Source organism: Desulfobacter vibrioformis DSM 8776 (assembly GCF_000745975.1).
Taxonomy (GTDB): Bacteria; Desulfobacterota; Desulfobacteria; order Desulfobacterales; family Desulfobacteraceae; genus Desulfobacter; species Desulfobacter vibrioformis.
Genome location: NZ_JQKJ01000084.1, coordinates 1 through 1,300, shown reverse-complemented (window position 1 = coordinate 1,300; position 1,300 = coordinate 1). Strand labels below are relative to the sequence as shown.

At 42.6% G+C, this 1,300-nt stretch carries 2 protein-coding genes; both read right to left on the bottom strand.

The window, feature by feature from the left end:
• Window positions 1-292: 292 nt before the first annotated feature.
• Window positions 293-784 carry a GNAT family N-acetyltransferase gene (locus tag Q366_RS19185; RefSeq protein WP_035242449.1) on the bottom strand — a complete coding sequence of 164 codons (492 nt, stop codon included), beginning with the start codon at window positions 782-784 and terminating at the stop codon, window positions 293-295.
• Between the two features lie 41 nt (window positions 785-825).
• Complete coding sequence (locus Q366_RS22500; RefSeq protein ID WP_035242447.1) at window positions 826-1,068, bottom strand: VOC family protein; 243 nt, start codon at window positions 1,066-1,068, stop codon at window positions 826-828.
• Between the last annotated feature and the right edge of the window lie 232 nt (window positions 1,069-1,300).

The following is a 1,300-nucleotide window of genomic DNA, read 5'->3' as shown; positions in this document are numbered from 1 at the left end:
CATATCCAGAATGCCATGTTCTCCGTTATCGAACGTTACTGAAAGTATATAATTTTCTTTTGGAGTTACTTCTTTAACGCCTGGATACATATTTTGCCTCCTATTGAAGAGGTTGGATGTTAAATGGCTTTTCACCATTCATAATATGTATATCATCATTGTACCAGTTAACCAATTCGGTTTTGTTTTGGAAGCAGAATCGCGTGCTGGACGCAGTCAGCACCGCGATTCTCGGCGGCGCAGCCGCCGAGAACGTCCAGCTTGAGGGGCGCGCGGCTTTTTGCGCGTCCCTTCAAAGCTGTGGTTGGGTTTTGGTTATTTGATAGTGCATATGTATGAGCGCTACTCGTTTCCCATCAATATATTCACGTTCTTCCACGTCAAAAGGCTTAAAACCGAGCTTATTATACAGTATGAGCCCAGCTATATTTTGATTAAAGCACGATATCTGAACGACGCTTGCTGAATGCCTATGATCAGCAAGCGAGATCATAGTTTCAACGATGAATTTCGCCACACCTTGGCCTCTCGCGAATGGCGCAACGACAACATTACCAATACAGCAGATGCCATCCTTCCAACGATAAAAATTTGCAAACCCAACAATACAGTCATTTTGAACGAATACAGTAGAATCAGACCGCTGATCTATTGCACTTTGCAATTGTTCTGGAGTCAATGGATATAAAGCTTTGGGATAAAAATAGAACAACTCCTCCTCGCTCTGTGGAAATGAGCAGATGGATTGAAGATCTTGATTTAAGAATGGACGAAACTTGAGCATTTTGATCTCCATGAAACCCAACGCTGCTTCTTGCGTCCGAGTTAATTTGCGTTGTTATGTGGTAGTATTTTTTTGTGATTTAAATGTTGGTTGGATAAAAATTCATGGCCTGCTTTTGACTCAGCCAAAAAGAAATGAATGCATTTTGTCTCAATGACCAGCATTTTGAAGTTATCTTCCCGAAACCAACACTTTGCACTGAATAAGGTCTCATAGTATTTTTTAGATCGATTGAGATCGGTGACCTGAAGGCAAACATGGTCAATTCTTTTCGGTGTTATCATTTAAATGAGCATCCTTTTGTGTTGACACATAACGCCAAGGTGAGCAGCCTCGCAGAAATCGGCAAAAGTTCTCGCGGTCTGCTCTACCGGATTGTGTGTGCCGGGCACGGCACGTGTTCTTAAAAATGAGTCAAATATATAGAATTTCAATACATTTGGCAAGTCTTAGACCCAGCCGGATGGAGGCGAAGGGTGTAGTGGTAGTGCAACGGGGTATCGGTGACGGTGCTTC